At 35.4% G+C, this 25,937-nt stretch carries 27 protein-coding genes and 1 pseudogene; 7 read left to right on the top strand and 21 right to left on the bottom strand.

Annotation, left to right across the window (positions count from 1 at the left end):
• The 6 genes from LBYS11_RS15900 to LBYS11_RS15920 form a co-directional block, all read right to left on the bottom strand.
• A complete protein-coding gene (locus tag LBYS11_RS15900; protein ID WP_103118509.1) occupies window positions 1-1,077 on the bottom strand; it encodes a PQQ-dependent sugar dehydrogenase in 1,077 nt (358 codons plus the stop codon).
• A 44-nt stretch (window positions 1,078-1,121) separates the two neighbouring features.
• Window positions 1,122-1,283 carry a hypothetical protein gene (locus tag LBYS11_RS23300; protein WP_167444838.1) on the bottom strand — a complete coding sequence of 54 codons (162 nt, stop codon included), beginning with the start codon at window positions 1,281-1,283 and terminating at the stop codon, window positions 1,122-1,124.
• A gap of 151 nt (window positions 1,284-1,434) precedes the next feature.
• A complete protein-coding gene (locus LBYS11_RS15905; protein WP_048395101.1) occupies window positions 1,435-1,851 on the bottom strand; it encodes a YugN family protein in 417 nt (138 codons plus the stop codon).
• 136 nt (window positions 1,852-1,987) lie between these two features.
• Window positions 1,988-2,941: an alpha/beta hydrolase gene (locus LBYS11_RS15910; protein WP_103118510.1), complete on the bottom strand. Its 954-nt coding sequence runs from the start codon at window positions 2,939-2,941 to the stop codon at window positions 1,988-1,990.
• 31 nt (window positions 2,942-2,972) lie between these two features.
• Complete coding sequence (locus LBYS11_RS15915; RefSeq protein WP_103118511.1) at window positions 2,973-3,704, bottom strand: SDR family NAD(P)-dependent oxidoreductase; 732 nt, start codon at window positions 3,702-3,704, stop codon at window positions 2,973-2,975.
• A gap of 20 nt (window positions 3,705-3,724) precedes the next feature.
• On the bottom strand, window positions 3,725-5,350 hold the full coding sequence (locus LBYS11_RS15920) for a flavin-containing monooxygenase (RefSeq protein ID WP_103118512.1): 1,626 nt from the start codon (window positions 5,348-5,350) through the stop codon (window positions 3,725-3,727).
• A gap of 126 nt (window positions 5,351-5,476) precedes the next feature.
• Here LBYS11_RS15920 and LBYS11_RS15925 point away from each other — a divergent pair, with 126 nt between their 5' ends.
• The gene (locus LBYS11_RS15925) at window positions 5,477-6,172 is read left to right on the top strand and encodes a response regulator transcription factor (protein ID WP_048395095.1); all 696 of its coding nucleotides are present in this window, start codon (window positions 5,477-5,479) and stop codon (window positions 6,170-6,172) included.
• Between the two features lie 67 nt (window positions 6,173-6,239).
• Here the strand turns inward: LBYS11_RS15925 and LBYS11_RS15930 are convergent, their stop codons facing one another.
• The 4 genes and pseudogenes from LBYS11_RS15930 to LBYS11_RS15945 all read right to left on the bottom strand — a co-directional run bounded on the left by LBYS11_RS15930 (window position 6,240) and on the right by LBYS11_RS15945 (window position 10,627).
• Window positions 6,240-6,701: an SAM-dependent methyltransferase gene (locus LBYS11_RS15930; RefSeq protein ID WP_103118513.1), complete on the bottom strand. Its 462-nt coding sequence runs from the start codon at window positions 6,699-6,701 to the stop codon at window positions 6,240-6,242.
• Window positions 6,702-6,792: 91 nt separating this feature from the next.
• Complete coding sequence (locus LBYS11_RS15935; protein WP_103118514.1) at window positions 6,793-7,983, bottom strand: Ger(x)C family spore germination protein; 1,191 nt, start codon at window positions 7,981-7,983, stop codon at window positions 6,793-6,795.
• Window positions 7,980-9,076 (bottom strand): annotated as a pseudogene (locus tag LBYS11_RS15940) (spore germination protein). The gene LBYS11_RS15935 and the pseudogene LBYS11_RS15940 overlap by 4 nt, the downstream one beginning before the upstream one ends.
• Window positions 9,077-9,097: 21 nt before the next feature.
• Window positions 9,098-10,627, bottom strand: a complete 1,530-nt coding sequence (locus LBYS11_RS15945; protein ID WP_199768264.1) for a spore germination protein — start codon at window positions 10,625-10,627, stop codon at window positions 9,098-9,100.
• Between the two features lie 361 nt (window positions 10,628-10,988).
• Between LBYS11_RS15945 and LBYS11_RS15950 the strand changes: the two genes are divergently transcribed.
• From LBYS11_RS15950 to LBYS11_RS15960, 3 genes are all read left to right on the top strand, one after another.
• Window positions 10,989-11,993, top strand: a complete 1,005-nt coding sequence (locus tag LBYS11_RS15950; protein WP_048395084.1) for a nucleoid-associated protein — start codon at window positions 10,989-10,991, stop codon at window positions 11,991-11,993.
• Between the two features lie 381 nt (window positions 11,994-12,374).
• The gene (locus tag LBYS11_RS15955; protein WP_103118515.1) at window positions 12,375-13,499 is read left to right on the top strand and encodes a hypothetical protein; all 1,125 of its coding nucleotides are present in this window, start codon (window positions 12,375-12,377) and stop codon (window positions 13,497-13,499) included.
• A gap of 170 nt (window positions 13,500-13,669) precedes the next feature.
• Window positions 13,670-15,160, top strand: coding sequence for a serine hydrolase domain-containing protein (locus tag LBYS11_RS15960; RefSeq protein ID WP_103118516.1), 1,491 nt, complete (start codon window positions 13,670-13,672; stop codon window positions 15,158-15,160).
• A 181-nt stretch (window positions 15,161-15,341) separates the two neighbouring features.
• Here the strand turns inward: LBYS11_RS15960 and LBYS11_RS15965 are convergent, their stop codons facing one another.
• Entirely contained in the window at window positions 15,342-16,337 is a 996-nt protein-coding gene (locus LBYS11_RS15965) for a DUF4179 domain-containing protein (RefSeq protein WP_103118517.1), read from the bottom strand.
• Complete coding sequence (locus tag LBYS11_RS15970; protein WP_048395075.1) at window positions 16,338-16,868, bottom strand: sigma-70 family RNA polymerase sigma factor; 531 nt, start codon at window positions 16,866-16,868, stop codon at window positions 16,338-16,340.
• A gap of 388 nt (window positions 16,869-17,256) precedes the next feature.
• Between LBYS11_RS15970 and LBYS11_RS24145 the strand changes: the two genes are divergently transcribed.
• Complete coding sequence (locus tag LBYS11_RS24145; RefSeq protein ID WP_048395072.1) at window positions 17,257-17,454, top strand: YjcZ family sporulation protein; 198 nt, start codon at window positions 17,257-17,259, stop codon at window positions 17,452-17,454.
• A gap of 664 nt (window positions 17,455-18,118) precedes the next feature.
• Here the strand turns inward: LBYS11_RS24145 and LBYS11_RS15985 are convergent.
• From LBYS11_RS15985 to LBYS11_RS16000, 4 genes are all read right to left on the bottom strand, one after another.
• The gene (locus tag LBYS11_RS15985) at window positions 18,119-18,757 is read right to left on the bottom strand and encodes an NAD(P)H-binding protein (protein ID WP_103118518.1); all 639 of its coding nucleotides are present in this window, start codon (window positions 18,755-18,757) and stop codon (window positions 18,119-18,121) included.
• Between the two features lie 240 nt (window positions 18,758-18,997).
• A complete protein-coding gene (locus LBYS11_RS15990; RefSeq protein WP_103118519.1) occupies window positions 18,998-19,210 on the bottom strand; it encodes a hypothetical protein in 213 nt (70 codons plus the stop codon).
• A gap of 323 nt (window positions 19,211-19,533) precedes the next feature.
• Window positions 19,534-21,414 (bottom strand): lipoteichoic acid synthase, encoded by a 1,881-nt coding sequence (locus LBYS11_RS15995; protein WP_158651957.1) that lies wholly within the window; start codon window positions 21,412-21,414, stop codon window positions 19,534-19,536.
• Window positions 21,415-21,918: 504 nt separating this feature from the next.
• Window positions 21,919-22,440 carry a DinB family protein gene (locus LBYS11_RS16000; protein WP_103118521.1) on the bottom strand — a complete coding sequence of 174 codons (522 nt, stop codon included), beginning with the start codon at window positions 22,438-22,440 and terminating at the stop codon, window positions 21,919-21,921.
• A 574-nt stretch (window positions 22,441-23,014) separates the two neighbouring features.
• Here LBYS11_RS16000 and LBYS11_RS23310 point away from each other — a divergent pair.
• Window positions 23,015-23,185: a hypothetical protein gene (locus tag LBYS11_RS23310; protein ID WP_199768265.1), complete on the top strand. Its 171-nt coding sequence runs from the start codon at window positions 23,015-23,017 to the stop codon at window positions 23,183-23,185.
• A 272-nt stretch (window positions 23,186-23,457) separates the two neighbouring features.
• Window positions 23,458-24,012, top strand: coding sequence for a hypothetical protein (locus LBYS11_RS16010; protein WP_103118523.1), 555 nt, complete (start codon window positions 23,458-23,460; stop codon window positions 24,010-24,012).
• A 252-nt stretch (window positions 24,013-24,264) separates the two neighbouring features.
• Here the strand turns inward: LBYS11_RS16010 and LBYS11_RS16015 are convergent, their stop codons facing one another.
• The 5 genes from LBYS11_RS16015 to LBYS11_RS16030 all read right to left on the bottom strand — a co-directional run bounded on the left by LBYS11_RS16015 (window position 24,265) and on the right by LBYS11_RS16030 (window position 25,937).
• Window positions 24,265-24,966 carry a peptidoglycan recognition protein family protein gene (locus LBYS11_RS16015; RefSeq protein WP_103118524.1) on the bottom strand — a complete coding sequence of 234 codons (702 nt, stop codon included), beginning with the start codon at window positions 24,964-24,966 and terminating at the stop codon, window positions 24,265-24,267.
• Window positions 24,963-25,220 carry a phage holin gene (locus LBYS11_RS16020; protein WP_103118525.1) on the bottom strand — a complete coding sequence of 86 codons (258 nt, stop codon included), beginning with the start codon at window positions 25,218-25,220 and terminating at the stop codon, window positions 24,963-24,965. Before LBYS11_RS16020 ends, LBYS11_RS16015 begins: the two co-directional genes overlap by 4 nt.
• Before the next feature lies 1 nt (window position 25,221).
• The gene (locus LBYS11_RS16025) at window positions 25,222-25,422 is read right to left on the bottom strand and encodes a hemolysin XhlA family protein (RefSeq protein ID WP_103118526.1); all 201 of its coding nucleotides are present in this window, start codon (window positions 25,420-25,422) and stop codon (window positions 25,222-25,224) included.
• 64 nt (window positions 25,423-25,486) lie between these two features.
• Window positions 25,487-25,654 (bottom strand): hypothetical protein, encoded by a 168-nt coding sequence (locus tag LBYS11_RS23115; RefSeq protein WP_158651958.1) that lies wholly within the window; start codon window positions 25,652-25,654, stop codon window positions 25,487-25,489.
• A 1-nt stretch (window position 25,655) separates the two neighbouring features.
• Window positions 25,656-25,937, bottom strand: a complete 282-nt coding sequence (locus tag LBYS11_RS16030; RefSeq protein WP_103118527.1) for a hypothetical protein — start codon at window positions 25,935-25,937, stop codon at window positions 25,656-25,658.

Genomic DNA, 25,937 nt, shown 5'->3' on the forward strand with positions numbered 1-25,937 from the left:
TCACAATGGCGTTCGATATAGTTTATCATCCTGAGGTTGCGGATTTCCACGACCATCTGTATTATTGCTAATAAAATAAAGAAATTTTTCATCCACAAAGACATCACGAATTCTACCAAATTCTGATAGTAATTCATTGTGTTTGTTCTTATTTATATCAAAAGCTAGGACTGCTGTGCCTCTTAAGGCAGCGACATATAATTGATCATTTACAATAGCAATGCCTGATGGTGCCCATGTGTTAGAAGAACCGGATGTAAAAAGAGGTGTTATCATCCCCTGCTCTTTCTCCATTCCTTCAATAAGAGGCCAGCCATAATTCTTCCCCTTCTCAATGATATTAATTTCATCATTTCCTGCATTGCCATGCTCACTGGCATACATCGTACCATCATTAGACCATGTTAAGCCTTGTGGATTTCGATGTCCATAGCTGTATATATAGGATTGAGGAAAAGGATTATCATTCGGTATGGTGCCATCCAAATTGATGCGCAAAATTTTCCCTTCTAAAGCTTCCACATCCTGTGCTAAAGAAGGTTGTGTTGCATCTCCTACCGTTGCATACAGCTTGCCGTCAGGACCTATTTTCAAACGTCCCCCATGATGGTATGTACCACTCTTTATTCGATCCATAATAAGATTCTGTTCGAGCCACTTATTATCGTTAAACGTTAACGTAACAATTCGATTAAATTGTTCCTCTTCCTCGACATACGTATAATACGCATAGGCAACTTGACTAGTAGGAAAATTAGGTGCTAACACAAATCCCAACATACCAGCTTCTGGAGCAGTTGATAGCTCCTTTTTCAGGATAATCTGCTGCCTATCAACGCCCCCTTCCGCAATCTTTACAATACTTCCTGGCCTTTCTGCTATATAAAAGACATCTCCACTTTTTTGAATCGACCAAGGTGTCTGCAATTGATCTGCTATTATTTCGATAGAGGAATTCATGGCATCTATAGCGTGATTTTCCTCACTTTCTAACCTATTATCGTTATTATCCTTCGTTGACGTACAAGCAACACATAGAACCATCGTTAGCAGTATTAAAGGTATGTAACGTCCCATGATTAATCATCCTCTCATTTATGAAAAATAGAAAGAGACGCCACCTAGACGCCTCTTTTACTTTTTATACTTTCAAACAGGATTATTTCACCAAATGTTCTTGTTTTCTCTAACACCTCTAGAAAGGCTTCTTTACGATGGATGAGTCGTTCTTGGTGCAATTTCTGATAGGAATGCTGAAAATCATCTATAGCTATTTTATCCATAAACTCACCTCATATAGTAGTACGTGCTAATATCATTATAATGTTGGAAAATTCTTACGACAATTCTATTTATATTTTTGATTATATGTTCCCAAAATAATAAGGATAAAAGACATATAATTTCTTGCAGCAGCTATTTAAATTTATCTAACTAATGAATGAAAAATGGTAGTACTTTTTCTTCCACAGCTTGTTCACCTGCTTGAATCCATCTACTTTTATCATGAATGTATCCATCTTTATCAAGCGGAGTTTGAAATTGACTAACACCAGTTGCATCTAGTAAGGAGCCCTCATCATAATCTAGACCAATATTCTCAACATGCTTAATGACAAATGGCTTTTGAAAACGAATTTGAGCATCTTCATTATCAAGCTCTCCTGATGTGACGATAAAAGGGACACGTAAATAAATAGTTTCTCCTGCCTCTTTCCATAAAACCGAGTCAAAGCTTCCTTTATAGTACTCCCAATTCCCGCCGATCGTGAAACCCCGATCGGCAATTTTATCTCGTAAATAGCCAAATCCTATCTCTTTTCCAACGATTTTTGAATCAAATTGTAACAATTTATCTTCTCCTCCTTTCACTCGATAAAAGTTTAACCTAAAATACGATATTACAAACTAGCTAAGAGATCATTTTGCTGAACAAAAAAATCCCGAAACCTGAGTAGATTATGGTTTCGGGATTTTCGTAAATTTTTTATAAAGGCACTGAAATATTTCGATGTAACACATATTTAGCAGCTTCTACATACTCTGTGACAGCTCTTTGACTGACTGCGGCTGTAGGAACAATACTCTCAAAGCCATGATAGCAGCCTGGGTATAAGTGGAATTCAACATCTACTCCAGCCTGACATAGCTTGGTTACATATTGTAAAGTCTCATCACGAAATGGATCAAGTTGACCAACACATGTATAAGTAAATGGTAAACCTGATAAATCATCCGCTCTAGCTGCGGCAGCATATGGTGCTACATTGTCGCTACCATTTTCTCCATTCAAATACATTTCCCATCCCTTTTGATTGAGTGAGTGGTTCCAGATCATATGTCCCGTAATTTCTAATGAAGATGGGGTATTATTGCGATCATCAATCATTGGATAGAGCGGCATTTGGAAACTAAGCTTCGGATAATTTCGATCGCGTGTAAGTAGTGCAAGTGCAGCTGTGAGCCCACCACCAGCACTTGCTCCAGCAATCCCTAAACGGGTAGGATCTATCCCTAATTCATCCGCATGATCTGCTACCCATTTTAACGCTGTATAGCAATCTTCAAGCGGAGCTGGATAAGGATGTTCAGGCGCAAGTCGATAGTCTACAGATACTACAACACAATTCGCTTCATTGACAAAACGCTGACAAAGCACATCATCACCCTCTGGTGCTCCTAAGACATAACCTCCACCATGAATCCATAGCAGGCCTGGGTATATTTCCTTTTGCTCTTTTGACTTATAAATACGAAGACGAAGAGAATCATTATTATCAGGCCCTTGAATGACTTTATTTTCTACTATGATGTGCTCTTCAATTGGAGCTGGTACAGCAACGGCTGCCATTCCTTCTCTTGTAGCTTGTACATTATCCAAATCTAATGGGGGAAAAATTGCTAACGTTTCTTTTAGTTCTGAATCAATACGATGTTCCATTAAAATCCTTCCTCTCTTATTTAAAATGTTTTTACGATGTTAAACCGCCATCAATTGGGACGACAGCACCATTCACATAAGAAGCTTCCTGCGAAATTAAGAAAGCGATTACATTTGCGATTTCAGTAGGGTTTGCTAATCTACGTAATGGTCCATTTTCTTCTGGACTTGATGCCAATCCCTTTGTCATGTTTGTCATCACGCCACCGGGACAAATTGCATTCACTCGAATCCCTTTAGGTCCATATTCCATGGCTGCCGTTTTAGTTAATCCAATTACACCATGCTTACTTGCCGCATAACCACCTAGATAGGGTTGTCCCTGTATACCAGCTGCTGAGGATGTATTCACAATGACACCTGATTGCTGTTGCTCCATTTCTTTTAATACATACTTTAAGCCGAGAAACGCCCCTTTAAGATTGACCGAGATTATTCTATCAAACGTTTCCTCTTCTAAATCTCCCAGTAGTGTAGGTGGGCTTAAAACACCTGCATTATTGATAAAAGCATCAATCCTGCCAAATGTTTCTTTTGCAGCGTCCACATATTTTTTGACATCATTGCTTTGTGAAACATCAGCTTGGACAAAAATTGCTTGTTGGTGATATTCCTTAACAGCATGTAGTGTGTCTTGTCCACTTTTTTCATCAAAATCCACTAAAACTAATGCTTTGCCCATAGTGGCAAGCAATTTTGCAGTCTCTCTTCCTATACCACTTCCAGCACCTGTAATAATGACTACTTGTTGCTCCATATTGATATATGCTCCCCTCTCACAAACTATGATATTGATTTTAATTTCATTAACTTAAAGCCTACATAATTGTTTTGAGCCACCTCATTACAATGTTTTGTGTAATAATCAAATCCTCCTAGATAGATTAAAAAACTTCGAGGTTTGCCCTCAATATTGGCTCCCGTATACCAGGAATCACCTTTGACGTAGAGTGTTGCATTAGCGACATCTCGACAATGTGTGCTCCAAGCTTCCTCTGCTTCTATCGTTGGTTCCACAAGATCAATGTCATGCTCACGCAAATAATGCATGCAATCGGCAATCCATTCGACATGCTGCTCAATAGCAATCGGCATGTTCACGAGAACAGAAGGGCTTTCTGGTCCCGTAATCATAAATAAATTAGGAAAACCTGCTGTTGTGAGTCCAAGATAGGTTTGAACAGCTGCCCCATCCTTCCACTTCTCTTTTAATGACACGCCATTCCTTCCTCGGATATCAATCTTAAATAATGGCCCTGTCATGCCATCATAGCCTGTCGCAAAAATGATAATCTCTAAATCAAAATGGTTATCCGCCGTTTGAATACCTTCTCCTGTTATTTTTTGAATAGGCGATTCTTTGACATCAACCAGTAAAACATTCTCCCTATTATAGGTTTCAAAATAATCGCTATCTAAAACCTGTCTTTTCGTGCCATACATATACTTAGGACATAGTTTTTCTGCAACCACAGGATCTTTCACAATCTGTCGTATTTTGGAGCGAATAAATTCTGCCGCTTTTTCATTGGACTGTTCATTCGTTAACAAGTCATGATAAGTAGCTGAGAAGGCAAAGCCACCTTGTGCCCAAGCTTTCTCAAAAACCGCCTGCCTCTTATCATCAGGTTCTTCCATTGCAGATTGCTGATTTTGTGCAAAAGGTGTACCTGAAACCGAATTTCTCATGGAACGTTTTATCGCTTCAAAATTTTTCTTCGTTTCTTTGATAAAGTCCTCTTCATATGCATGGTTACGAGCGGGAATCGTATATTGTGGAGTGCGTTGAAACACCGTTAACTGCTCTGCTTCTTTTGCAATAACAGGTATTGCCTGAATCCCGCTTGAGCCTGTCCCAATAATTCCTACACGCTTCCCAGTAAAATCAACCTTTTCATGTGGCCAATGCCCCGTGTGATACCATTTTCCGTTAAATTGTTGCAACCCCTGGATGTTAGGAACATTTGCTGCAGATAGACAGCCTATTCCTGTAATAAAGTACCTTGTTAAAATGTACTGCCCATCGTTTAGATGAATCATCCATTTATGTCGTTTTTCATCAAAATGAGCTGCAGTGACTCTTGTATTAAATTGGATATCTGATCGCAATTGAAAACGATCGGCTACGTAATTTAAGTAGCGTAATATTTCCGCTTGCTCTGGAAATCTAGATGTCCAAGTCCATTCTTCATATAATTCTTTTGAAAATGTGTAGTTATAATAGATGCTTTCAATATCACATCTAGCACCAGGATAACGATTCCAATACCAAACACCACCTACACCATCTCCAGCCTCGTATACAATGGTTGAAAAGCCTTTACTCCTCAACTGATGTAGCATATACAGACCTGCAAACCCAGCACCTAGAACAACTGCATCCACCTCTTTAATTCTTTGACTACTCACCTGTTGCTCCTCCTTACGCCAAAATAGAGAAATATGGCTTTACTTAGCTTAAATACTACAACTTACAGAAAATATTGAAAATTCCTTATTTTAAGCGTAGTATATACTTAAAAAAGGGGATAGGTCATGTCCAATCTTTATACCATTCAAAAACGTTTCGACACAGTACAAAGTTATGCCAACCATGAAGAGCTGTTGATACACATTTTGCAGGTATATTTAGATGCTTTTCCTATCAAGGATGCCTATTTATTGAGGTATTCTCCAATAGGCTTTGTAGCAGAAGGAATCATTTTTTTAAATGAATCGGGTGGTAGTCATATCGGTGAAATTCGTGAGGAGATTCGTAGTTTCCCTATTATTTATGCTGCTATTGAAGATAAGAAGGCTAAATTTTGCACAGGAATGGACTATTTAAAAAATATCAGTATGAAATATTCTATTCCCTCGCAAAATAATACGTTTTTAATTGTCCCTATTTTCATTGGGTCATATGTTTTTGGCTATATTTGTAGTACTCAATTAGAAGAGGAAATCGATATAAATGATAAGCTGTTAGATGACATGACCACCTTTGGAAACATGATTGGACAGCTTATCATACAAGCTAGAAATAGCAAAAAAGAGGGCTTTCTGAGCAAGCGTGAATTAGAGGTAATGAGACAGGTAGCGCAGGGAGATAGTACAAAGGAAATAGCAGATGTTATGCAGTTAAGTGAATTAACCATTACACAATATGTAAAATCTGCTATCAAAAAATTGCGTGCCAAAAATCGCTCTCATGCCATTAGCATTCTTTATCAAGAAGGAATCATTCTTTAAAAAATCAGGGGAGCACGCTACTCCCCTTTTTTAGTAACCCACAATTGTCTTCGCTTTAACAATTTTATTACGCCCAGTAGGCCTTCATTAAATCTATTGACCACGATGGCTGTTTAACATCCTCTTTAGGTAAAAATTCTTTCATTACAGGCTTTATATCTAGTATAGGTGTGCCATCTATGGCGTCTAGCCCTTGAACGATTAATCCTCTTGATTTGACCTCTAACAAGGCAACGATTGTACTTCCTAATTTATTGGGTCTATTTTTACCTCTTTGTGCGAAAATGCCAACCTCTGGATAATCATGATTATTTCTCGGATGTCTTGTCTCATATTGAATTTGATCGTCTGAAACCTTATCAAAATAAAAAATAATTTCTAGATGAGAAAAATCTTCTATTCCTTTTAAGGACGCCTCTTGGATATGATCAGCAAGTTCAATAGTTGAAATAATCTCTCCCCAATGATCATCTTTTAACATTTGCCGATTGTTACGAACGGTAGCGATTGATTGAATAGTATATTGCATGTCTTTTATCCCCCATCTTTTCGAATATCTACTATATGTCCTTTCATTTCAGTATAGACTAAATGGACAGAAAAAAAGATGATTAACCATGTTAATCACCCGACGTGCCATAATCCTTAATGGAAACATTCACTTCACATATAATAGGAACCTCACTAAACGTTTGATCCCATTCTTTTTTTCTTTTTTGCCATACTTTCGGGTAATCGATTCTTAGTTTATTGCCAAACCCAGAAACATCTGTTTGAAATTCATGTTGCGTTTTATCTAGTGCTTTCCTCACTAATCGCTCTATCTCTTTTTCAAATACTTTCTCTGCTTTTTTCAAAAATTGATTGTCAAATGCTTTATCGGAGAGAACCCAATGTTCAGCAATTCTTCCCTCTGATTGAATTTTTATCGTAAAGGAGATTTGATCCCCTTTTACATGTGGAATAATTTTACTTTTAGCTGAAATAATTTCATACACAATAGGTGCTCCTGACTCCTCATCAAAGCCTTTGACAAGGCCACCTTTCGCATCGCCAGACATCCATGCAATTCCTTCTAGGTCACTCTCATTTAAAAATCCTCGTAGCTTTTTGGTTTTTCCTTCAATGATAGCAGCGCCTGCAAATTTTACTTCTCCATTTTCCGTACTCACATTTTGCAATAAAAAGCTAGAGTCTGAATACAGCTTCCCCTCTAGTTTGGCTACGGTCATCGGAGGCAAAATTTTTGTCGTCCTTTCATGTCCCTCCATCATTTCTACTAATTGAAAGGCAGGAATTTTAGTTGGTTCATTTGTTTCAAGTGCCTGACTTGCCTGATCCTGAGCAATAAAGAGCAGTCCACTCGGCCGTATTTCTAATTCTCTTAGAAAAAAATCCAACGTTTGTTGAAGATTGATAGTACTAGCTAATTCCTCACCGATAATAATTACTTTGGAATGTTCAGCAAAGGAACGTTTATCAACCTTTAACAGCATATTTCGTAAAGTTGGTAACACCGCATCACCTGTCTCAGAAACATTTTTATACGCTTTTTCTGGCAATGCTCCCTCTTTTGTTCCAGAAACCGTAGTCTCTGACGTAACAAATTGATTGGTAATTGTTAGCAACTGTCTGTTTGCATACCTAGCATCTTGTTGCTCTTCAGAGGAAACATCACCCGTTTCTAAATCCAATGATGTACCTACAATAAGGCCTAAATCCTCAATCTCTTTACTACTCCAACAGCCAGTAAGAAGTAAGGTTACCGTTGCAACTAGAAGTAAACGTACACAACACTGAATTCGCTTCATGCTTTCTTTCCTTTCAATTTCGAAATAAGGAGTAAGGTTATCGGTACTACACCAAATAAAATTAATGCAGCATGACCAATCTTATCGCCAAATGTAAATAGATCGTTAATATTTTTAGGTGTCATCGCAATAATGTAAATAATCGGAAGTAGCCCGTATAAGAAGGGATGCATATTTTTCTTAAACAGTTGGGCTAATCCTAAAGTAGCGGCATAATAAGTAATCGTAAAGGTAGCAAAGATTTGCATAATCCAAATTACAAGAAGAAATGACTCAAAGCGTTCAAAAATTAAACCAGGGATTTCAAAACTTCGCATTAATTCAATTGTTGGCCAAGTCCTTGTTAAAACACCCTCAATGGATAGAGCACCAATGACCATCACAACCGTGATGACATAAAAGAGCAAGGGTATGGCTATACCCGCCAGTACAACCTTTACAGCCTTTGATTTATCTGAGGGGTACATAAATGCCACAAGTAGTAGCATAATTTCAGGCCCTAAAAATGCTAGTGTCGCTGTTTTTATTCCCTTTAACATCGGAACAACGCCCAGACCGAGTACTGGTCTCAAATTATCGATTTCAAAAATCCCTAAACTTAAAAAGGCCACAAGTAAAAAATAACAAAGGTAATAGGAAAAATGATTTCAAATAAGCGAGCGATTGTGTTGATGCCACCGCTTATTAAGTAAAGTCCAACCCATAAAAAAGGCAAAATAATCGCCCAAGTGGGGGTTCCTTCTAATAAGAAGAGAGAAGTTACTTCAGCCATGATGCGAACTTCAAAGGCAGAAATGGTAAAAAAGTAGGCAATTACACACGCACTTATAAACCAGCCTAACCACTTCCCTATGATATCTTGATTATATTGATAAAATGTTTTGTCAGGGTATTGCTGGCTTAGCTTCACAATGATTACACCTGCAATCATTGCAACGACTCCACCTAAAAATACACTAATCCAAACATCTGGCGTTTTTACTTTTTCTACAGATGCACGAGGTAAAGTAAGAATCCCAGTGGCAAGAATATAGTTAATAATAATAACAACTGCTTGTGACGTCGTTATTTTATCTTTCATACTGCTGTTCATGGCTGTTTTGCTCCCTTTCTCTTATTCCCCTTTGCGGACCGAATCTTTTGGCTTTAACAATCTAGGACGATGCTTCATCATCTTTAACGGCATTCGCACCATAAAATCTTTCCAATCACCTGCTCGATACGGAATAGTTGGGCTCAAATATGATACACCGAAGCTCTTTAGCTTTACCAAATGACTGCAAAGGAATAAGAAAAATAGAATGATGCCATATAGTCCAAATAAAGCTGCGGAAAACATCGCCACAAAACGTAGCATTCTTAGCGTGATACCAGCATTATATTGAGGGATAGCAAAAGAGGAAATTGCTGTTAATGCAACCACAATGACCATGATTGGACTAACAATTCCTGCCTGTACGGCGGCTTCTCCAATAACAAGTCCTCCAACGATCCCCATTGTCGGACCAATCGGCTTTGGTAGACGAAGTCCTGCTTCTCGTAATATCTCAATAGCGACTTCCATAATGAGGGCTTCAATCAATGCTGGAAACGGTACCCCCTGCCTTGTTGCCATCATGGACAGCGCTAGTTTAGTGGGAATTAAGCCTTGATGAAACGATACAAAAGCAATGTACAGGGATGGGCCAAATAAAGAGATGCCTGCAGCAAAATAGCGAAGCAAGCGAATAAGTGAGCTCGATAACCAACGTTCATAGTAATCCTCTGGTGATTGCAGTAGCATATTAAACGTGACTGGCACAATTAATGCAAAGGGAGTTCCATCTAAAAGAATTGCGACTCGTCCCTCTAGTAAAGCAGCAATAACCCGATCAGGACGCTCGGTACTTTGCACTTGCGAAAATGGGCTGAGATAATCATCCTCAATCAATTGCTCAATATATCCCGATTCAGCAACATCATCCAAATGGATTGTTTCAATTCGTTCCTTCACCTCTTTGACAAGATTAGGCTGCACAATTTCATCTATATAGGCTAAAACCAACTCTTTTTTCGTACGTTCGCCTACTTCCATCTCGATAATCGATAAATTTCGATTCTCACCATGCTGTCTTAATAAAGAGGTATTCACACTTAATTTTTCCGTGAAGCCCACTCTTGGTCCACGTACCATTGCTTCAGAAACAGGCTCCTCAAGATTTCGAGTTTTGCCATGTGCCGTACCAATGATAAATACATTCTGTATGCCATCCACAATTAATACAGTGGAACCAGTTAATACTTTCCCAACAGCTTTCATGACTTTCGATTCCTCTAGCAGTTCACTCACTGGTAGGATTTCATTTCTAATCGATTGTTGTAATTCATGACCTCTTAAAACAGACGACTTTTCTGCATGTCCATTCATTAATGATTTCAAAATATGTTTGTCAATTAATTCTTTATCGCATAATCCTTTAAGAAAAACGATCGCTGCACGATTATCCGTATTTCCTATTTGAAATTCTCTAAAATGAATATCCCAATTATGGCCAAGTTCTTTCCTCATTTGTAAAAGATCTTTATTAAAATCTCCTGTAAATTGCTCTAACGTTTTTTGAATAGGTATGTGTACCATCTCAACTTGTTCACTATTTTCTTTCATCTCAATTTTGCCATTGCTCTTATTAACAAATAAAAAACATGGAACAATTTATAAATTAAATATGGAATAAAAAACGCTAAAAAGCCTTGTAAAAAAACTTGCCAATGTGGCATGTAGGAAATCATCTTTTCCCACATATTGATCACCCTCTTTAGTACACTTGTACAGAGTATCCCTACATGTTTTTATCTTTATCTAAGCAGCAGTATTTTAAACTTCCAATCCTCAACATTCTTTCATAATAAGACACTAACATTCGGTGACCATAAAAAAACCAGCCTTAAATGAGTACTGGTACTTATAAAAGCAATCTTTAGCTTATGGTATACTAGCTACTATGAAAAATTAGAAGGTGAAATTTATGCTAGAAGTCAGTGAAAGTAAATTAACACAATATAGTCTGCATTTTTTGAGTGAGACGCTTATTTTAGGAGAAGAAGTTTTTACACAACCTGAGGTCATGTTAGAAGCAGCCTTTACACAGCTCGCTTTTAGTAAAATTGATGTGGAACAGCAATATGAATTTTTCCATGAAAGCAATATTGCACTCAATGAAGTTTTTACGTATTCAAGAGCTATTTTCGAACAGGGAAGTAACTTCCTAGAACACTCACAAAATATTGCCAAACACTTACATAGTGTGTCACAGCATCCTAACATCAAAAGCGGAGAACTGTTTATTGGCCTTTTTGAAAATTGTTTTCTATTAAATGAGGCTAAAAAGATTATCGCTATTGTCAAAATTGATGAAAAAGAAATGTTTTTAGATGTGAAAAATGAACACAATCAAATGATCGTGAACGGAGTGGATGGCATTAACGTTAAGAAAATTAATAATATGGCTATTATTGTTGATATGGGACCAGATCAATCTCCTGCCGTGTATATTAAAACAAAACGTAAAGAAGATATTGTTTATTGGCAAGAACGATTTTTAAAAATTAAGGCAGCGGATGAACATTATTATAAAACCAATTTAGCATTAACAGAATGTAAAAAATTCATTTTAAAGGAAGAAAATTATACAAGCACAGAAAAACTTGGGCTCTTGAATAAAACACTGGATTACTTTAGAAATGAAGAGGAGTTTCAAGTAAATCATTATATTGAAACTGTTTTTGAGCAAGCGGACACTACTCAAAAAGATATCATCATTAATTCGGTCAAACCCTATGAGACTATCATTTCTGATAGTGCGCTAGAAAAAGCTGAAAAGAAATACAAACGTAAAATCAAACTGGATTCCAATATTGAAATCCAAGTAAATATTCAACATATCGACCAAATAGATGAATTAATTGAAGTTGGCTATGATGAGGCAACGAATCGCAAATTCTATAAAATCTATTTCCAGGATGAACAGTAGAAGAGCTTGGATTAAACGGATGCAAGTTATCTTATGAGATTAAACATTAGAATGACAGCGTCTCTCCTAAAATCTTCAATAAGGAGAAAAAGAGCTTAAAACAGTATCAGCTGCAATAATGCCTTAGTTCGTGCCCATGAATTTTCTCTGGAAGCGCACTAATCCTTGTAAATCTTTGCTTCGATAATCAACCCTTTGCATGGTCTGTGCTGTAAATAATAGCTATTTTTCAAAGACTACAGATACTAAAACAGTGTGTCTTATCATGAATCCTCCACTCTTTAATTTCTTAAAATTTTTTTCAAAAAGTTAAAACTTTTTCAATTGGTAAAACGTCTAATAATTGGTAACAGAAGTTAACCTAAAGGAGAATTGATAAATATGAAAAAACCTGCTAAAAAAACATGGCTATTAGCTTCAGCATTAACACTTGGGATGGCTGTATTAACACCGCTTCAAGCTGGTGCAACAGCTGTTGATACAACAAATAATGTAACGATTCAAATAGAACAAAAAATAACAGGTACCATTAAATATTTTGATGGTAGCAGCATTACCCTTAAAGGAACAGATGGAAAAAACTACTACATCAGTTTACACAATTTCTCAGATAAACAAATTGAGCAGTTAAAGCTAGCAGAGGGTCAGGAAATTTTAGTTGAGGGTAGTATTGTGAAAGATTACTCAGATTTCTTTACCTTTGCCGTCTATAAAAAAAGCTTACCTAAAGAAGTAACAAAAGAAGAATTAGTCCAACTAGAGAAACTCTTTTCTGACATGAAAAAGGCTGAAAAAGAAGAGAATTATGAGGAAATGGAACGAATCTATGAGGCGATGGATAACATCACAAGACCTTACGAATTAGCAAATTGGCAACCTGAGCCTTTTGAAGAATTTATTAATGAAGCCGCATTCGCTGAAAAAAATATTGTTATCAAAGCACAAGATAAAGAACAGCTAAAAACACTTTATAGTAACTGGATTAAGTATGTAAAAGAAAATAAAACGGATGAGGCATCAGAAAACATTGATAAAATTTTCACTATTCTTGAACCTTATTACCAAGAATTATATCCACCTTTAACTTTTGAAGAGTATATGGCGGATATGAACGTCGATTTAACAAAAGAGGAACTTGCAAAACTTAAAACAATCTATGAAGAGGCACAAAAAGCTGAAAAAGATAAAGACGAAGAATTGGCTATGAAGAAATGGGATGAATTCTATGAAATACTTCGCCCACACTTTAAACCAGTTCCCTTCGAGGAATATATGGCAGATATCGAATTCAGCATTAGTAATGCAGATTACGCAAAATTAAAACAACACTATGAAGAAGCAGTTGCCCTTGAACAAAAGGGTGAAGATGAAAAAGCTGGCGAGCAATGGGAAGCCTTTTATAAAGTTTTAGACCCTTACTACGAAGCGAACAGAGAAATTCTTATCTCACCATCTAAATTAACATTTAACGGTCAAGATTTTACGCCAGAGCCAGAAACAAATTAAATAAAATTTCAAGGGCTCTCCTATTGGTTTTAGGAGTGGCCCTTTTTGAAGTGACAAATTTGTCATGTTATCCCGGAAATAGTCATGTTAATCGATGGTTTACCCTTATTTTTCTTGTTACAGTAAACCATGTTGTCACAAGCACATTACGTTCTAAGGAGAAAAACAACATGACATTATTCATGAAGAAATCGGTGATGATGACAGTAATGTTACTATTTTTTACGTTCACACCCAGATTTGGACACGCAGCATCAAATAATACAATTAGTAAAATTGATCAGTTTATTAAGGAGCAGCAAACCATTAGTAAAATCCCAGGAATTTCAGTAATTATTGTTGATAAAGGGAAAACCGTCTATCAACGGGGCTTTGGCTTTGCAGATACGAAAACAAAAACTCCTGTTACCTCTGATACTCTTTTTGAGTTAGGCTCCACGTCTAAGGCATTTACAGGACTCGCTATTTTACAATTAGAAAAACAAGGTTTGTTAAAACGATCAGATGATGTCCGAAAGTATATCCCTTGGTTATCATTAACCTATAAAGGCGAGGATCAGGCTGTGACAATACAGCAGCTATTGTCTCATACTAGCGGAATTCCCTCAAATTCCATTACTCAAATCCCAGAAAGCACAGCGGATAATGCCCTTGAATTAACAGTTAAAACACTGCTGGATCAATCACTAAATCGTCAACCAGGGAGTTCTTTTGAATATGCAACCATCAACTATGATGTCTTAGGCCTCGTCATTGAACAAGTTACAAAACAGCCATTCGATCAGTATATTCAACAGAAAATTTTACAACCTGTTGGTATGCATCAATCTTTTGTAGGAATTCACCAAGTACATTCCACACATATGGCTTCTGGCTATAAAATAGGTCTAATGAGAGAGCAGCGATACATACCACCTATCTATCGTGGCAATATCCCCGCTGGTTATATCATCAGTAACGCTAATGATATAGCCAGATGGTTAAAATTACAGGTAGGAAACAGTGATATCTATTCAATCAGTAACAATTTAATTCAAGAATCGCATACTCCAGATCTAACAGTGGAGCCTTTTGATACGAATACTTACTATGCAAACGGTTGGGCAGTTGTGAAAAAGGACACAAAGTCATATATCTACCATGCTGGTGAGAATCCAATCTTTTCCTCGTATTTCATTTTGCAACCTGACGAACAAATCGGCGTGGCTATTTTAGCCAATATGAATACAAGCTCTACAACAGCGATTGGACAAGGTGTCATGGATTTATGGGAGGGCAAAACGATTGACATGCAACATATCAGCAGCTATCAAAAGCTAGATAAAATTGTAACAATCATATGTGCTATCATCATCGCAATCAGCATTATTTTCTGTTATCTATTCGTTCAAAATATACGCAGCCTTTATAAAAAACAACGTAGTATGGCAAATCTAAATTACAAAAGAATATTGTTATTATCTGCCCATACTATACTTGTGGCGACAATGCTGACAGCACTATTTATCACGCCTAACATAGTACTTGGCGGCTTAAATTGGACATTTATTAAAGTTTGGGCACCAACTTCTATTACATTCCTGTTGTATAGCTCCATTTCGGCCAGTCTTCTATATTTATTATTAGGCTTTATGATGATTGGTACTAAAAGGAAGAATTAAAAATTTAATAGCTTAAAAGATATTTAGCTACAATTAATAGCTCTATTTTGACTGAACACTGCGTAATATGAGCTAATGGTAAAGATGCTGACCTATATCATTCATTGCTAACACATCCATCTTTGAAGGTAAGAATTGATTCCTTCAGCCCTTTGAAAACAAGTTGTAGGAACAGACCATATCATTTTAGAGAAATATTAATACTTGGGAGCGGAACAAGCTCTTTCCGCTCTAATGTTTTTTCGTCAACAATTCTTATAGTTGGCGTAATGATTAGCGTTCGAATATCAGAATCAGGTATAAAAACCTCAACATAACCATTTACTCGCCCAGAACCGCTTTTAATAGTTGTTGCTCCTACCTTTTCATATACATTTCCAAGATTATCTTCTATGTCTACCATTAAAAATTCTGTCTCCCAGTCAAGATTTCCCTCAAAATAAAGAGTGGTTATATATTTTCCCTCTGTTATTTGATTATATAATAGCTGGTATTGATCATTACCAAATGGTATATTTACTTTTCTTGAATACGCTCGGGTTGGTGTAAGTTCTAACTGAAAGTCCCAAGCTCCTTCTACAAGAGTCGTATTTTCCATACCTATAAAATCTTGAGGACGCCATTGAACATTTACCTTTTCATCAATTACTTTGTCTGAAATTCTCGCTGTAAACATACCAATCCAAGTAGCCTCATTCTTTTTAACGATTTGATGACTAAGTACGTCTAACTTGTTTCCGTTGACTTCTAAATCGCCCTTCCAAAATAGAGGGGGTTCATCTATCGATTGTTCGTGTTTCATTTCATAACTAACCGATACAATCGTTCCATCGAAAAAAGCCTCAGCTAATTCAATGGAGGTTCCGTTACTTTCGTCTATTTGATTGATGGTTGATGCATTATCACTAAATACTTGTAATTGGGGATTATCATTGCTATTTAATAGTTGCTGTACAATTGGTACTCGATTAGCCACTACAGGTAGCCAAATGCTGCTACTAGCAAAAATAAATGTGAGCATGGCGACAATACTAACCCACTTCCATTTTTTAAATACATACTTCTTGGTTGAAGATGACCGTAAAACACTTTTTTCAATATTAATCTTTTCCCAATCAGATAATTCAATTGGTTCAATCTCTTCAATATCTATTTCGATGAAGTCCTTTTCATTCATTTAGATACCTCCCAGCTCTTCTGTTAACTTTAACTTACCTCGATATAAACGATTTTCTACAGCTGATTTAGATAGACCAAATATCTCAGCGATTTCTCCGTTGGAATATCCTAAGTAGTATTTCAAGAGAAAAATTTCCTGATCGTTTTTACTTAAATTTAAAATACTGATAAATAGTTGCTCTTTTTGTACTTTTTGTTCGACGATTCTTTCTGGTAGATCCTTGCTATTTGAAATTGATGAAAGTAACTCGACTGTTTTAGGCTTATTTTGAAGGCTTCTATATGTATCAATCGCTTTATATTTTGCAATAACGCCAATCCATTTTTTAAAATCAATCTCATCGCCAGTAAATTGAATACTCTTTTGCCAAATGGTTAGAAATACATCGTTGATACATTCTTCAATAGCTGTTTGATTGGGCTGTAACACTTTCACTACAATGGCTTTAACATAACCTCCATATTTGTTAATCACTTCTCTTAAAGCTTGTTCATCCTTTTTTTGTAGCTGATTAATTAATGAATACACGAAGTTAGAAAACCTCCTTTCCTTTCTTCTCTACAAGTAATAACGAGCAAATGAAAGAAAACTCTCACATTATTTAAATAAAAAAACAAATGATTCCTTTCCGCAACACATTGTAGCTAAAAATAGAAACGGAAAAACATAGACTTACTGTTTCAAACCCGCTCCATCATCATGCATCAAAAAATTATTTTTTATCTTATGGACTGGATTGACAACTAATCATCAGGCTGTAACAAGCGCCTTTGAGTTTCATCCTATCAAGGGTTTAGTGATACTCATCCTTCACCCAAAATTCTCTTTAAAATTACCTAAATACGATTCATTAGACGAATACCCTTTTCTCTTTCAACGGCATTCATACAATAAACTGAAGAAAGGAGAGATCTTGATGGGATACTTTGGAAACATGGGTAATTTCAATTGTTGTTATGGAGGCTATGGTAATGACTATAGCGGCGGTTATAGTATGGGTTGTTGTGGCATGGACTATGGCGGCAAAAACAATAGTTCAACATTTGTTTTAATCGTTGTGCTATTCATTCTTCTGATTATTGTCGGAGCAACATTCGTGCAAAAAGAATATTAATATTTATTGATAAACATGAAAAAGGGATGATCTTCATTAATAGCAGCTCACATTAATGTCGATACATCCACAGCAAAGAGGGTCACTTCCAGCCTAGTGACCCTTTTTTAAACCTGCTTGTCTTTCACCTTATTTAATTTTAAATTCTCCATTTCCCACATTTGCGGTAATACACATCGCTAAAGAAATATAATAAGCCAACATTTTTACTTCCATTTACGCCCCATATCAGCTTTTACATCATAAAGTTTTTTAAAAATGAAACCACCTAAAACCATGAAACGTATACTTACTTAAGAAAAAGCCATTGTAAAAGGGGTCGAGTAATGTGAGAGAATGGTTGCAAGGAAGGAAAAACAAAAGAGAAGAGATAAGAGACGTAAAGATCAATATTCATTAATTGACTTATTTCTTGATGTACTAATTTGGATACCAGAATTACTTTTCCTCCCATTTAGAATCATTTATTGGTTGTTGAGAGGAGTTGGAAGGTTTATTGGAGAAGGTTTTAATTAAAAAACTGCTCAAAAGGATGTCATTTGATTTTTTGTACCAATACGATTGAGGCAAAGGAAAATTTTGTTGGGCATTCAAAAGGGATAAAGTCATTTAGTTGAGGCGCTGACCCTATCCCTCTCCAAGTGGCATTCTCCTTTAAATTAGATTAATTGGAGATAAACGGTGCTTTTTGTACATACTTTTGATTTTCTATTTGGTTAATGATGAATGTAGCTGTATCCCGATTTGTTATTTTTGTACCTGGCATATCTCCAAGATTTTCCTTTATGAACCCTACTTCATGTCCCTCTACGATAAATGGAAGCCGAATTAGTGTCCATTTGATAACTTGATTATTGCTAAGGAGATGCCATTCTTTTTTCTTATCTACCATCATTTTTGAATAAATAATTTCAAATATCTTTGCACCCATTCTATTTATAATACTCTTTGTATCTCCAGCAATGGTTAGCGATCCACCCGTTACCCCAATATAACGATCCATATGTAAATCAGACATGACTCCCAATATATTTTCCGTTACTTTACTATAAATTGGTTTTTCTTTCATGGGTTGACCAAAAGTATTGATAACGATTTGACAATCTTTTAATAGCTTTTGAAGATCCTCGATATTTTGTACATTTCCTTCTATTACCTCAATCCTACTGTCTCTGAAAACTAACTTTTCTGGGTTTCTAACAAGCATCCGCACGTGATACCCTTTCTCTAATGCTTTAGAAGCAATGTAACGCCCCGCTTTACCTGTTCCACCGATAATTGCTATCTTTTTATAAACGTCCATGATGCCCCCTAATTATCATAATAATATGTATACGGGCAAATCATGGTTTAGATTCAATAATTCTATTATTCACCTCTCTTTATCAAATGAGATAAAGAAATAGTAATTTTGTTTATTCTAGCTAGAGCTTTTGTCTAAGCAAAAGAAAAAGAACCACTCTCTTAAAAGAAAATGGCACTTCAACGCCTCATCGTACTAACTTGATAATTACACTTTTTAGGTGTATTCAGCTTAACTAGATCAGTGGTTTATATTATTTACTAAGTCTTTATTATAGGCAATCCACTTCTCCATTTCTCTCTCGACAGCTCGGTTTTGCCATTCAAACCAAATACCTGTACATTCACTGCAGTGACTATCGACACCCTTTTTTTCATGCGTATCTTTACATGTAAACACAGTCCTTTTACGACAACTGTAACAGTAAATGACAATATCCTTATAAAATTCCATCACAATCAACTCCTACAATTTACACCTATTTCTTTCCTTTTTTCATATAAATTATTCTTTAAAAAGAAATAAGTAAGGATGATGAGTGCCATCATGTTTGTTCTTTCCTCTCCTTACTAATAAAAGCGATTCAAATCCTTACTATTAAAGGATTTGAATCGCTTTTTCCGTTAGTCCAAGTTTCTATTTGAACCTTAAGGAGAATATAAAACCTTGGTATTGCCATACTTATTCAAAAATGACCAATAAAAAAGCAATTCAAGGTAATGGTATGATATCCTATAGACTTTGATATCGTACACAATTCCTTGAACTGCCTTAAATTATTTAGACTCTACATTTTCATCAGGAGAGTAATTATATTGAGAAGGATCAACTGGCGTATAACCTGTTGGCGTATAGAATCTCAATAAGTCACCATTCACGACTCTATCAGATAACGCCAATTTATGATCTACTTCATTTTTAATCGTCTTTGCTTCCTCTAATTGACTGTCGTCTAATGGTAAGCCTGTTTTATTATCATAATATTTTTCATTAATTGAATAAATAGTAGGACTGACAAAATCGCCATTTCTAAATGGTACAATTTCATCATGCTCTTCTGATAATAAGTCTGAACCAAATTGAACAAATTGTTGTGAATCAATTCCTAGTAAATGCAATAACGTTGGCAGTAGGTCTGTTTGGCCACCATAGCTATGGTTGATCCCACCTTGTATGCCTGGAACATGTATAAATAATGGTACACGTTGTAAATTAGCACTTTCATATGGTGTAATCTCTTTTCCAATGACTTGTTCCATCGCTTTATTATGATTATCGGAAATACCGTAATGGTCACCATAAAGAACAATCATTGAATGATCATATAATCCTGATTCCTTTAATTGCTGGAAGACCTGTTGAATTGCTTCGTCTGCATAACGAGCTGTTTGGAAATAATTATCAACGCTTGCATCTCCCGTATTGGCTTTATCAATTGTCACTAAATCTTGATTCATTTTATATGGATAGTGATTCCCTACCGTAATTAATTTTGTATAAAAAGGTTGTGGTAAGGAGCTTAAAAGATTTTGAGATTGTTCAAAGAATGGTTTATCTAACAAACCATATTCAGCCATGTCCTCTGAAGTACCTGTGTTATAGTAACTAGCATCGAAGAATTTGTCGAAGCCAAATGATTTATAAATTACATTTCTATTCCAGAAGCTTCCGTTGTTACCATGGAATACAGCTGATGTATAACCATAATCTTTTAAAATACTAGGAGCTGCCTGATACGTATTTTGTGCTTTTGTAATATAAGCAGATCCTTGTGGTAATCCAAATAAAGAATTTTCAAGCATAAATTCTGCATCAGACGTTTTCCCTTGACCTGTTTGATGGAAGAAATTATCAAAATACAATGTATTCTTATCTTTTGCTAATGAATTTAAAAATGGTGTTACTTCTTCACCATTTAATTTATAGTCGATTAAAAAGTTTTGGAATGATTCTAAATGTAAATAGATAACGTTCATTCCCTTTGCTGCACCAAAATATTGGGCATTCGGTTTGGCGTAGTTTGATTTTGTATAGTTAATTACTTCAGTAATATCACTACTATCTGCCAAAGCTCTCTGAGAAGAAGCTTTCATCGTTTCAACTGAGTCATAAATCGTATAGTTATACATCCCTAGATATTTCACAATATAGTTTCTATCAAAACCTCGTGTTAATAATTGAGGACGATTAGTTTCAGCTAGTCCTAAATTAAGGATTGATACCGCTAATGCAAAGGCAATGATTGCCATTCCTTTTTTATAGCCAAAACGTTTGGTATCTTTTTGGATTTTTTTAGAGAATCGTAGATAAAACATAACCATTACATCCACAAAGAACAAGATATCATAAGGCTTTAATAAAGAAAGAACACTGCCGCCTAAATCTCCAAAGTTCTGCGTTTGAGAAAGTGTAGGTAATGTAATGAAATCACTAAAGAATCGGTAATAGACAATATTGGCATATAAAACAATAGACATCAAAGTGTAGACAACAACGAGTGATGTGTATTTTCTTTTTCCTTTAAATAAAAATGAAAATCCTAGAAATAGCATTGCTGAGCCCAGCGGATTTATTAGTAAAAGGAATTGTTGAATGATTCCTTCTACACCTAAGTCAAATTGTGATAGTTGAGAGATGTATGTTTTAATCCATAACATTAATACTGCTACTATATAAATTCCTAAAAAGTTTTGTAATAGGTTATCTTTTTATTTGCTAGATTTTTCATTTTTGCACCTACCTTTTACTGATTAAATTAAAATCTAGATATATATGAACTTAACTGATAAGTACTGTATGGCACTTTAAAAAATGTTACGTTACAATAGCTTTTTTCGCGACCAATGTATAGTACTCCCCATTTAAAATTCTGTCAAGTTGTTAGCTATTCTTCATATAAATATTTCTAATTAACCTATATATTGTCCAAAAAATACCCAGTAAACATTAGTTTTTAACTAAAATTTACTGGATATTATAAGCCGTAAGTAAATGCCTTTATGAAATCTGCCTCGCAATTTTTCTCATTTGGGCATCAAAAAATCTTCCATTCAAATGAATTGGAAGATACTCTGGTACGCTATTCACTTTTTGCTAATAAACAATTGGATATTATTGCAACATTTTTCTAGCATATATATATTTCTACAGTGTCTCTCATTCTATTTAAACGTTTCTTTATTTATTTGAGCACCTACTGAATCTTTCAATGATGAAGAAAGACCTCTTCTGATTAGATTTGCAGAAACAGGCGCTCTCCCCATTTCCCTTGCCCAAATTGATAATTGTCCTATATGGTGAATTTCATGTGCAATGGTATGACGAATGACTTCACCCCATGTATGCGTCTCCATACTACCATTTGCTAATGGAATATGAAGAATACGCTCTTCCATACTGTCATCCCATTGATTTACAAAGCTTTCGACGTCTAAATGAAATGCAGCTTCCAATTTACGAACCTTTTCCAAGCTATTATATTCATCAAAGCTCTCCTGAAAGTCTGTTTTCCCCTGTAAAAGACGAATCCAACTCCATTCAACATCAATGATATGGAAGAGTGTGTGTAATATACTGCCCATTCCTCCAGTTCGGTTTTGCAAAAGTTCTTCTTCAGTCAACTCTTCACACCAACGAAACCAATCTTCCCGAACTAGCCAATTATATTTAAAAAATGTTTGCAAAAAAGCACCTCCGTAGTTGTTGAAAAAAATATTATAACTCACTATTTCTTCATATAAAGTGAGGATCCCTTCTTTGCTCTTTTCAGATATCCAAATAAGCACTACAAGTAACTAAGCTAAATGTCTAGTAATTACCACTTCTGGTTACTCTTATGTATTTTCCTATAAACGTAATCTGCATTATCTAGGTTTTTCCAGCTACTAATAAAATTTAGTATTAGCATAAAAATTCCAAATAAAATAAATGCCAACATATATTTACCTATGAAAAATAAAACAAACGTTGCAACCAAAAGTAATATCATTAAAATTATTAAGAGGATTTGTAATTTCCCCTTCTTCTTCTCATCCACCTGTTCAACCTCCAATCAAAGCGCCGATACTTTTCTAAAATGTTTTCTTTGGTTTATTTTAACATAAAAATTCATTTTTTCTAAAAAATCAATTATTTTATGCAAAAACCAAACATCAGAAATTCCCTACCAAATTTTCCTTACATAGTCTTGGGATGATCTGAAATAAACAAGGGATATTTTATTGGATAAGATAAATAATATCTTTAGGAGGTGTCGACATGAAACGAGACAAAAAAAATACAGAGTTTGCAACAGACGAGCCAACAAAACAATCATTTACTAGTGGAGCAGACCCAAAAAAACCTAATGGGCGTACGGAAGCCCCTCGCCCACAACGTGAAGAAGATCTTATTATGGATGAGAAAAAAGGTAAGTCAACTTCATTATAATGTAAGACAAGTTAGTATTTTTGACCACTCTATTAGAGATGGTCTTTTTTAATTTTCTCCACATCATGTAACCCTATATAAAGATTGAGACCACCCATCATGGAGTGGTGTTTCTACTATTATTAAATACATATTATTTTAATTAACTTATCTTATAGCCAGTATATTATATATTAAAACAAAAAAGTAAATTTATGTTTTTTAACCTAATTTTAACCTTTTATTGATAATCTATAGTTGTTTCAACAATTAAATTACTAGGAGGAATAATTATGACAGTAGCAGTAAAAAATTTTAGTAGTATTATGAATCAAATGAGAGATGCTTATACGGGAGAGCAAACCAATGAATTTTCTTTAGCAGCGTTCATTGGACTTCAAGCTCCTTCATTATCAGACGCACCTGATGAATTACAAAAACTAACACAAGAATATCAGGAGAACGTTAATAGTTTTTATGTGCAAGAAGAATTAGACTTAAAAGAAAATGTTAAGCAGTTAGAGAATGATAAAAATCAAACAGCTTTTTTTGAAAATATGCGGAAGAAAAAAGAGGAAGCTTTAAAAAAATCCGAAGACATGATCAATAAATACTATGATTCGTTGATAGATTTTGGTGAAGAGCATCCTGCAGCTCAAACACTCATCCTTACTATTGCTGATAAAGTCGGTGCCTTTATACAAGATATTATGGATAAAGTTTTAAATGTTTTTGTTACTGTTGTGGAAACTGTAAAAAATGCAATAAGTGCTGCTATTAATTTCATTTCCTCTACTTTTAATTCAATTGTTAGCACTACGAAAAATTTCTTTTCTAGTTTATTTTAAAAACATTCTTAGCAGGACTGTCTCTGGACAGTCTTGTTTTATATTTAATACACTATGTATCGTAAAGTATCACCTCAGCAACCTTTCCTAAAGATAAAATAGGAGTGAAAGTGATGAGGAGCACCTTCACTCCTGCTTATTCCTTTAAATTATGCAATTCACTAAAATCGCTTCATTTGAAGTAAGGGAATATTAAACAAAAAAAGCCCAGGTACTCACTTTCAAATGAGTACTTGGGCTTTAAAATTACAATTATTTTACTTCATACAATTTTGTTGTTTTGCTCTCATTGTTATAAACGAGTTTTAACCCTAAAAGATCGGCTAGCTCTCGTACTTGAACGTGTGTCCTACCATCTATAATCACTGCCGGAATAGTTTTTGTATCATTAAGCATAACTTTCGCTTCTGTAATTTGCGTCACTTTTACTTCCTCCAAACCATTTAAAATGTGTAGCTTGAATTGCGCCTCGGTAATCCCCATACTCGCTAAATACGAATACGGATCTCTATGTGTTGTGCCTTTAAGATTATCTGTAATCCATCGATGTGACTTAATACCGTTGCCTGCTCCATCCAATACAACAGGTATTCCAGCCTCTTTAGCAAGTTCACGTAACAACCAAATATAAGCAGCATAGTCCTTTTTAAATTGTTCTTTATCTGCTGTCCTCGCTAATTCAACTTGTGCATAGCTAAGTGGATTACCTTTTGGACCACAACCATACTGTAATCTGCCAACTGGCGCAATTTGCACGATACGTCCTCCTCCACCTACCCAGTGAGACGTAAAAGCATTAGCTTTATTACGGTTCATATAAACAATTTCATTTTCTAAAGCATTTGGACCTGTGTTATTAATATTACCTGATTCATGGGCAATGACATATTTTACTGCCGTTAAAGCCTTATTAGGTAGTCCTGACATTAAGCGTTTTTCAATTGTGGATGTCATTTCACACCATCCTTTTTGTTATATCCCATCGCTCTTTCGCTATCATTTAGTCCTGGCGTTGTTGGATCACTCACTACGCCAAGTAAAACTAACAAGGCAAGCACAGTATTGAAGATATCTGTTACTTGTTCATTGTAAATCGTTGTATTATACCCAAAAAGCGCTCCGATTTGTTGAATTAATAACAGTAATAACGAAAATGTCCCAAAAAGAAATGGCTTGTGTTTTAGACGTATTTTCCAGTTAATTTTCATTTTAAATCGTTCCTCCTTTTATAATATAGGTCAACAATGCTCCCACTAGTCCACCAATAACTAATCTTAAAATCCAAGTTGTATTATCTTTAATTCCACCAATATCTTCTCTAATTTCCCTGATATTTGATTCAGCAACGGCTAAGCGAGTTTTCACATCATTCATATCATGTTCTAACTTCCCAATACGTTGTTCATCCATTAGTTCACCTCGGAAATCAATATAAAAGCCCTCACATCTACCTGTGAAGGCATAAAAAATAACGCTAAGCCTCTGCTTGCGTTTTCTGTTCATCCATTACAGTTAGTAACCCTGTATATTCATCATCTTTCAATTGGTTATTAGCATAAAAAACATTCACCTTATTTAACATAGCCTCATACTCATAACGTTTGCGATCAATTAAAAATTTACATAGTTCATAGACTGACATTCTACATTCCTCCTAATAATTCACTTCTTGAAACTAGATATTCTGTATTAAGTAATGTTTTGGCCTGCATTTCCTCTAAAGTTGGTGTTGGTTCTATTGGTGTTGGCTCAGGTACAACTGGTGCAGTAAAATCCCTTGTTTCCTCGTCGTAGTCCCAGCCCTCTTGTATCTCTGGTTTGTCTGTAATGTCAATAATGACAATATCAGGCGCAAACTCTGGAACTGTCTCTGCTTCAAAAATCCAATGCGCTTTGCCCCATAATATTTGTGCGTATCGTTTCAT

The sequence above is a fragment of the Lysinibacillus sp. YS11 genome (genome assembly GCF_002896375.1).
Taxonomy (GTDB): domain Bacteria; phylum Bacillota; class Bacilli; order Bacillales_A; family Planococcaceae; genus Lysinibacillus; species Lysinibacillus capsici.